Here is a 7,843-nt window from a genome sequence, read left to right on the forward strand (position 1 = left end):
GGGGTTCGTCAGCAATCTGAAACGCCAGCCCGAAGGCTGGCGTTTCCATGGAGCTAAACCAGAAGGTCAGGTCTTAAGCAACGTTCGCTTCAGACGCCTTCTTGGTGTAGTTCTCCATCTGGTCGAAGTTGAGATACTTGTAGATCTCTTTCGACATGCTGTTCAGGTCCTTGGCGTACTCCATGTACTCCGCCGGAGACGGGAGTTTGCCCAGTACCGCACCAACCGCTGCCAGTTCCGCAGAGGTCAGGTACACATTGGCACCATCGCCCAGACGGTTCGGGAAGTTACGGGTGGAGGTGGACAGCACCGTGCTCTTGGCTGCCACGCGGGCCTGGTTACCCATGCACAGGGAGCAGCCCGGCATTTCGGTGCGAACACCGGCGGTGCCGTAGGTGTTGAAGTAGCCTTCTTCCATCAGCTGCGCCTGGTCCATCTTGGTAGGCGGAGACATCCACAGGCGGGTCTTCAGCGGCTCCTTGTTCATCTCCAGCAGCTTGCCAGCAGCGCGGAAGTGGCCGATGTTGGTCATGCAGGAACCGATGAACACTTCGTCGACCTTGTCGCCGGCGACTTCGGACAGGAACTTGGCGTCGTCCGGGTCGTTCGGGCAGCACACGATCGGCTCTTTGATGTCAGCCAGATCGATTTCCACAACGTGGGAGTACTCGGCGTCTTTGTCGGCACGCATCAGCTTGGGATCGGCAATCCACTCTTCCATCTGCTGGGCGCGACGCTCCAGGGTGCGCGGGTCGCCATAACCTTCGGCGATCATCCAGCGCAGCATGGTGATGTTCGAACGCAGGTACTCAGCCACGGACTCTTCAGACAGGTTGATCGTACAACCGGCTGCGGAACGCTCAGCGGAAGCGTCAGACAGCTCGAACGCCTGCTCAACGGTCAGATGCTCAAGGCCTTCGATTTCCAGGATGCGACCGGAGAACTCGTTGATCTTGCCTTTCTTCTCAACGGTCAACATGCCTTGCTTGATGCCGTACAGTGGGATCGCATGTACCAGATCGCGCAGCGTGATGCCTGGCTGCATTTCGCCCTTGAAGCGAACCAGGACGGATTCCGGCATATCCAGGGGCATAACGCCCGTCGCTGCAGCAAACGCCACCAGACCGGAACCGGCCGGGAAGGAGATGCCCATTGGGAAGCGGGTGTGAGAGTCGCCGCCGGTACCGACAGTGTCCGGCAACAGCATGCGGTTCAACCAGGAGTGGATGATGCCATCGCCCGGGCGCAGGGAAACACCGCCGCGGGTGCGGATGAAGTCCGGCATGGTGTGCTGCATTTCCACGTCAACCGGCTTCGGATAGGCGGCGGTGTGACAGAATGACTGCATCACCAGGTCGGCCTGGAAGCCCAGACAGGCCAGGTCTTTCAGTTCATCACGGGTCATCGGACCAGTGGTGTCCTGGGAGCCGACCGTAGTCATGTGCGGTTCGCAGTAAGTGCCGGGGCGAACGCCTTTGTCTTCTTCCAGACCGCAGGCCTTGCCGACCATCTTCTGACCCAGGGTAAAGCCTTTGGTGCCTTCTTCCGGATCATTCGGCAGACGGAAGATGTCTGTGGCGCCCATGCCCAGTGCTGCGCGCGCCTTGGCGGTCAGGCCACGGCCGATGATCAGCGGAATACGGCCGCCGGCCTGAACTTCGTCCAGGATAACCTCTGACTTGAAGCCGAACTCCGAGATGGTTTCACCCGCCTCGTTCAGGATCTTGCCTTCGTAGGGACGGATGTCGATAACGTCGCCCATGTTCAGGTCGTCAACCGGTGCTTCGAAAACCAGGGCGCCAGCATCTTCCATGGTGTTGAAGAAGATCGGGGCTACTTTGTTACCAATGCACACGCCACCGGCGCGCTTGTTCGGAACACCCGGAACGTCGTCACCGAAGAACCACAGTACTGAGTTGGTGGCAGACTTACGTGAGGAGCCGGTACCAACAACGTCGCCTACGAAGGCAACGGGCAGGCCCTTGGCTTTGATGTCGTCGATCTGACTCATTGGGCCAGTAACACCGGGCTCTTCCGGCTTCAGGCCATCACGCTCCATTTTATAGGCAGCGCGGGCGTGCAGCGGGATGTCCGGACGGGACCAGGCATCGGGAGCCGGTGACAGGTCGTCGGTGTTGGTTTCGCCGGTAACCTTGAAAACCACCATTTTGGTGCTTTCAGGAACCTTCTTCTTGTTGGTGAACCACTCGGCGTTAGCCCAGGATTCAACCACAGCCTTGGCGACCGCGTTGCCGGCGTCCATCTTTTCCTTCACATCGTTGAAGGCATCGAACATCAGCAGGGTGCGCTTGAGCTTTTCGCCGGCCTGTTCGGCCAGTTCAGAATCGTCCAGCAGGTCGACCAGGGTCGCGATGTTATAACCGCCCTGCATCATGCCCAGCAGATCAACGGCCTTTGGCTTGTCCAGCAGGGGAGACGTTGCTTCACCCTTAACAATGGCGGTCAGGAAAGCAGCTTTTACATAAGCGGCTTCGTCCACACCCGGCGGAACGCGGTTTTCAAGCAGATAGACCAGCGTCTCTTCCTCGCCGGCTGGCGGGTTTTTAAGGAGATCGACCAGTGCGGCGGTCTGCTCAGCGTTTAGAGGCTTCGGGGGAATGCCCAGAGCCTCGCGTTCTGCAACGTGTTCACGATAGGCTTCTAACACGATATGGACCCTCATCAGTTGGAATGTCCCGCGCCTTGGGCGTCGTTGCCTGGCGGGAGTTTTATGGCGAAAAGGCGCTAAGTTGGCGCTGCATTCTATAGGAAACCCCTTATAAAGTTAAGTTGGACTGTGGTCGGATATTGTGGTTTGTTGCGGTATACTGCCGTGCCCGAGAAGCCGACCTGCTGTAAACAATGACCGATTCCCTCGACCAGATTCACGATTTCCTGCCCTGCAAAACGCCACAGCGATGGATTGAAAACGCCCTGGCCAATCAGGACCTGATGCTGATTGATCATGCCCATTGTGAGAAAAAAGCAGCGTCCACGGCGTTGAGTTTGATGTATCGCTATGTGGATAACACCGACCTGCTCAACAGGATGTCGCGTCTTGCGCGGGAAGAGTTGCGTCATTTCGAGCAGGTGCTGGCTATCATGAAAAAGCGGGGGGTGAGTTATGGTCACCTGAGCCCGGCTCGATATGCAGCCGGGTTGCGGCAGGAAGTACGCACAGAAGATCCCGGTCGGCTGGTGGATGTGCTGATCGTGGGTGCCATTATCGAGGCCCGTTCCTGCGAGCGGTTCGCGGCGCTGGCACCGCATCTGGATGCGACACTGTCAGATTTCTACACCGGGCTGCTGAAGTCCGAAGCCCGACACTACCGTGACTACCTGACATTAGCCGAGCAGGCCGCGGGAAACTCGGTGGAGGATCGGGTTGCGACCTTCCTCGCGCTGGAGCAACAACTGATTGAGACACCGGACACCGAGTTCCGGTTCCATAGCGGGCCAGTCTGACTTTTAAAGCGGGATCAAGAAGATTTCCTGTCGTACAACAGGCCGCGCTCCTCAGGAAGCGGTGGATCCTGAAGTTGTTCGCACAGGTCAATCCAGCGGTCGATGCCGGCGCTCCGATATTTCTGTTTGTGCAGTATGAAATAGAAGGTTCGGTCGAACTGTCGTTCCTCCGGGACCTTCAACGGTACGAGGCTGCCCCTCCTGAACGCATCGGCAAGGCACACCCATGACAGGCAGCCGATCCCAAGGTTGGCTTCCACCGCGCGTTTAATCGCCTCGGTATGCTCGAGTTCCAGCAGTATGTCCAGGTCTGGGAGCAGGCCGTGCATGCCACGTTCAAAGGTCTGCCGGGTGCCGGACCCCTGCTCACGCATCACCCAGGTTGCCGAGCGAAGGTCCGCATCCGAAAGCCTACCCTTCCGGGCAAAGGGATGGTCCGGGGAACAAAAGACCACCAGCTCGTCGCCTCGCCAGGGTATAACCTCCAGCTCAGAGGATTGCAGTTCACCTTCAATCAGCCCGATGTCGAGTTCAAAATCCTTGACGCGCTGGGCTATGGTGCGGGTGTTGGCCACTTCAAGCGCCACTTTCGGGTGGGTAGGGGTATTCATGTATTGGGCCATGACGCCAACAGCCAGATAGTTACCAATAGTGAGGGTAGCGCCGACTTTCAGGGCGCCGACTTCAGTATGCTTGCTGAACGCCTGTTCCAGTTCCCCGGCCTGGGCCAGCAAAGCCTCGACCTTTGGCCGATAGAGACGGCCGAGCTCATTGAGCTGCAGTCGTTTTCCAACCCGGTCGAAGAGCTGGATGTCGAACTGGCTCTCCAGTTCTTTCAGGGCGCTACTGGCTGCGGACTGAGACATGGCCAGGGAATCCGCCGCACGGGTGATGTTCTGGAAGTGCGCCGCAGCCAGGAAGACCTCGAGTTGGCGGAAGCTAAACTTCATAATCGATAATTCCGAATAAGGTTATGAAAATATCCCATTTTGTCGATAGGTTACCCTTGGGTTACTATTTACACAATGATTTTTACCTATTTGCTAACGGCTAACGAACGGGCGATACCATGAGCAACCTGAATAAAGAGCGTGTAACAAGTGTTCGTCACTGGAACGACACACTCTTCAGCTTCACCACCACCCGTGATCCGGGGTTCCGGTTCAAGAATGGCCACTTCACAATGATTGGCCTGGAAACCGATGGTAAGCCGCTGATGCGTGCCTACAGCATCGCCAGTGCCAACTATGAAGAGGAGTTGGAGTTCTTCTCAATCAAGGTTCAGGACGGCCCGCTGACGTCACGTCTGCAGAAAATTGAGGTTGGTGACGAGATCATGGTCAGCCGCAAGCCCACCGGTACCCTGATAATGGACAACCTGCTGCCGGGCAAGAATCTCTGGCTGATCAGCACGGGCACCGGTCTGGCACCTTTTATCAGCATCATCAAGGACCCGGAAGTCTATGAGGCTTTTGATAAAGTCATCGTGACCCATGGCGTTCGCTACAAGTCCGAGCTGGCGTACCAGTCCGAGATCGAGGAGCTGCCGAATAACGAGTTCTTCGGTGAAATGGTGGATGGCAAGCTGCTTTATTATCCTACGGTCACCCGTGAGGATTTCCGTAACACTGGGCGTCTGACCGACGCTATGGAAAACGGCAAGCTGACGAAGGACCTGGACCTTCCGGAATTTGACCTGGAAAATGACCGGTTCATGGTGTGCGGCAGTCCCAGCATGCTGAAAGACACCTGCTCCATCCTCAATAACATGGGGTTCAAGGAAGCACGCCATGGTAACCTCGGCCACTATGTGATCGAGAGGGCCTTCGTGGAGCAGTAAATCCTCCGCGTCGCCAGGGTTGATCCCAATGTCCGCAAAACCCCGAAGTGAGAGCTTCGGGGTTTTTGCATTTTGCGCCAGTCTGAAAGGTTAATTGTGGAATGATTCAGTGGTTATATTTGTCGGTGGCTATTGTTGCGGAGGTCATCGGAACCTCCTTTCTAAAAAGTTCTGAGGGTTTCACCCGTCTGTGGCCGTCGCTGGTTGTGGTGGTGTCCTACATCCTGGCGTTCTACTTCCTGGCGTTGACCCTGAAAACCTTGCCAGTGGGAGTGGCATATGCGGTGTGGGCCGGTGCCGGCGTGGCCTTGATTGCGCTGGCGGGCTACCTGTTCTTTGGGCAGACGCTGGACCTTCCCGCCATCCTCGGCATCGGCCTCATCGTTGCCGGCGTTATGGTAATCAACGTATTCTCAGGCAGTATAGGGTCAACGCATTGAGGCAGAGGTGGATGTTTGAAGAAGGCCATGGTGATTCTGGGTATCGCGCTGCTGGTTGCCGCAATCGCCAGTCTCGCCTCCGATCCGGTACCCATTGAGCAGAAACTGATTTCGATTCAGGCCCGGGAGGCATTGCCCGGTTTTGACGGTATCGGGGACGAGCCTGTTGACGTCCAGGCCGCCATGCTGGACCTGGGGGACGACCCTCTTCTGCTCCTCAAGGCCCAGGCAGCTTTGATGACACACCCTGACATGGCCCGCGCCGTTTTTCCGCTTTATGCGTCCGAGCCGGAATTCCAGGAGGTGTTGCGCACCTATGGAGAAAACGCCCTGCCGCCGATTCACTACTTCCTTCGCCAGCCCATCAGCTCCATTGAATGGATGAACAAGGCTGCCCGTCAGTATGAACGCGCCCGGGACTATATTGCTGAGCTCCGCGGCAAGGACCAGAGCGAACGGACGCCGGAAGAAACGGAGCCTTTGACGCCCGAACAGCGAGGCTGGTACGCAGTGAACTTCATCCGCAACGAGGGCCACGATTTTCTCGGGCAATTCGTGGTGGACGGGAATGGTCAGACCCAATGGGTACAGACCGAGAGGATTACGGAAGGGGTTGCCCAGTTCTTCACCAGCGGCGTGCGACAGTTGGAGGCGGATTATCGAACTGGAGAAGACATCTCCGCCAGTGACATAGGCTGGGCATCGGTGGATGTGTTGGTGTTTGCCAGTGCCGTAAAGGTACTTCGGGCCGGTCGCACGGCGGCAAAGGCGACCCAGGGCGCCAGGCTTTCAACACGCTCGGCGGCATTGGCTGCTCGTATTGCCGGCAGCGGGCGGCTGATTCTCCGCAGCGCCCGCTATGCGAAGTGGCCCCTGATCATTGGCGCTGGCTACCTGGTGGTCGCCCACCCCAGCATCATCAACGACTTTTTTGCCGGGGTGGCCGATGTACTGGGTGTCTCCCCGATGATGGTCCAGCTCGCGGGCTGGTTGCTGATCCTAGTGCCGCTGTTCTATCTGGCAAGCTGGTTACTTTGGCCGGCCATCGCGCTGTTGAAGGGGCTGCTTGCGCTGCTCTACCGGCTTGCTGGCCGCAGGCCCGGTTATTTTTCCGGCCTTCAGTAGAGGGTTCCCACCAAAAGCCCCCCGACCATCAAAACGGCGCCGGTAATCCGGCTAAACGTTTGCGGCCAGGGCACCAGTTTCTCCGCCAGGAAATAGAGCGCAAGCACTGCCATCCAGGCCAGGTTCATCACTCCGCCGACGAACATTAGCAGCATCAGCGCCCAGCAGCAGCCGGTGCAGAAGGCGCCATGGCGGGCTCCCATTGTAAAGGCACCGATTGCGCCGTCGCGCCATTCCGCCATCAGGAAGGTTATGGGTGACTGGCATCTGCTCAAGCAAGCTTGTTTTAGAGAGCTGAACTGGAAAGCCCCAGCGACAACCAGCAGGCAGCCCCCGAGAAGTGGTTCCAGATGCCCCATTGCCGAGGTCATCAGGGTGTTGGCGTGCAATGCCCATTGAGCCACGGCTGCGACCGCGCCGAAGGCGGCCCAGACGGCAAGGTACCCGGCCATGAAAAGCCAGGTTGGTACCGCGGCCTTCTCGAGCTGGCGCCGGCGCTGGTGAACCCGGATATAGGTCATGATCATCGGGGCCGCACCCGGAAGCATCATGGCGGCCATCATCACCATCCACATGACGGTGCCAAGACCGAGGAATGACAGACCTGAACTGGCCGCCATAGTCATTGGCATGGCCATATAGGCCCATGACAATGCGGTCAGGATTCCCAGGGAGGCGCCAATGGCTGCACGCTCCCACGAATGAATCTTAGCCATTGTCAGTTCCATCGAAATCACCTCAGGTGTCTCTCCGTTGTCAGGGGCCGGCGTATTCGAATGGGGAGTAGAGCGCTGTCCGTGCGCTCATATCCAGATCGATGCCGTGATTCCGATGGCGCAAACTCCGTGACTTCGCAACGACCAGTGAGTGGCCCGGAGCGACGGCCAGTGGGTGGTTGTCGATCGTGACCTTGTGTCCATTCTGGCCTTCGATCGCTTTGACATCGGCTTCGTAGGATGAGCCGATGGTCAGG

Annotated in this window: 8 protein-coding genes; 4 read left to right on the forward strand and 4 right to left on the reverse strand. The window is 57.8% G+C overall.

Going from position 1 to position 7,843, the window contains the following annotated elements:
• Window positions 1-73: 73 nt before the first annotated feature.
• Entirely contained in the window at window positions 74-2,668 is a 2,595-nt protein-coding gene (acnB, locus tag B3M52_RS00005) for a bifunctional aconitate hydratase 2/2-methylisocitrate dehydratase (protein ID WP_036205853.1), read from the reverse strand.
• A 194-nt stretch (window positions 2,669-2,862) separates the two neighbouring features.
• On the opposite strand from acnB, the gene B3M52_RS00010 reads away from it, so the two are divergent.
• Window positions 2,863-3,465 (forward strand): tRNA-(ms[2]io[6]A)-hydroxylase, encoded by a 603-nt coding sequence (locus B3M52_RS00010; RefSeq protein ID WP_036205028.1) that lies wholly within the window; start codon window positions 2,863-2,865, stop codon window positions 3,463-3,465.
• A 14-nt stretch (window positions 3,466-3,479) separates the two neighbouring features.
• On the opposite strand, the gene B3M52_RS00015 is transcribed toward B3M52_RS00010, so the two are convergent.
• Window positions 3,480-4,415 carry a LysR family transcriptional regulator gene (locus B3M52_RS00015; protein ID WP_036205030.1) on the reverse strand — a complete coding sequence of 312 codons (936 nt, stop codon included), beginning with the start codon at window positions 4,413-4,415 and terminating at the stop codon, window positions 3,480-3,482.
• Window positions 4,416-4,534: 119 nt separating this feature from the next.
• On the opposite strand from B3M52_RS00015, the gene B3M52_RS00020 reads away from it, so the two are divergent.
• The 3 genes from B3M52_RS00020 (at window position 4,535) to B3M52_RS00030 (ending at window position 6,870) form a co-directional block, all read left to right on the forward strand.
• The gene (locus B3M52_RS00020; protein ID WP_007154058.1) at window positions 4,535-5,305 is read left to right on the forward strand and encodes a ferredoxin--NADP reductase; all 771 of its coding nucleotides are present in this window, start codon (window positions 4,535-4,537) and stop codon (window positions 5,303-5,305) included.
• A gap of 101 nt (window positions 5,306-5,406) precedes the next feature.
• The gene (locus B3M52_RS00025; protein ID WP_087148974.1) at window positions 5,407-5,745 is read left to right on the forward strand and encodes a DMT family transporter; all 339 of its coding nucleotides are present in this window, start codon (window positions 5,407-5,409) and stop codon (window positions 5,743-5,745) included.
• 15 nt (window positions 5,746-5,760) lie between these two features.
• A complete protein-coding gene (locus tag B3M52_RS00030; RefSeq protein WP_075196053.1) occupies window positions 5,761-6,870 on the forward strand; it encodes a hypothetical protein in 1,110 nt (369 codons plus the stop codon).
• Here B3M52_RS00030 and B3M52_RS00035 read toward each other — a convergent pair.
• Both B3M52_RS00035 and B3M52_RS00040 read right to left on the reverse strand, forming a co-directional pair.
• The gene (locus B3M52_RS00035) at window positions 6,864-7,586 is read right to left on the reverse strand and encodes a DUF2182 domain-containing protein (protein ID WP_178380795.1); all 723 of its coding nucleotides are present in this window, start codon (window positions 7,584-7,586) and stop codon (window positions 6,864-6,866) included. The genes B3M52_RS00030 and B3M52_RS00035 overlap by 7 nt on opposite strands.
• Before the next feature lie 40 nt (window positions 7,587-7,626).
• Window positions 7,627-7,843 (reverse strand): hypothetical protein (locus B3M52_RS00040; RefSeq protein WP_286748459.1); only part of this gene is annotated, 217 nt, incomplete at its 5' end.

The organism is Marinobacter sp. UBA2688 (assembly GCF_002352785.1).
Taxonomy (GTDB): domain Bacteria; phylum Pseudomonadota; class Gammaproteobacteria; order Pseudomonadales; family Oleiphilaceae; genus Marinobacter; species Marinobacter salarius.

Excerpts from the sequence above, each read along its gene's own strand:
- B3M52_RS00015 (WP_036205030.1), bottom strand. The coding sequence starts at position 4,415 with ATGAAGTTTAGCTTCCGCCAACTCGAGGTCTTCCTGGCTGCGGCGCAC.
- B3M52_RS00035 (WP_178380795.1), bottom strand. The coding sequence starts at position 7,586 with ATGGCTAAGATTCATTCGTGGGAGCGTGCAGCCATTGGCGCCTCCCTG.
- B3M52_RS00025 (WP_087148974.1), top strand. The coding sequence starts at position 5,407 with ATGATTCAGTGGTTATATTTGTCGGTGGCTATTGTTGCGGAGGTCATC.
- B3M52_RS00010 (WP_036205028.1), top strand. The coding sequence starts at position 2,863 with ATGACCGATTCCCTCGACCAGATTCACGATTTCCTGCCCTGCAAAACG.
- B3M52_RS00020 (WP_007154058.1), top strand. The coding sequence starts at position 4,535 with ATGAGCAACCTGAATAAAGAGCGTGTAACAAGTGTTCGTCACTGGAAC.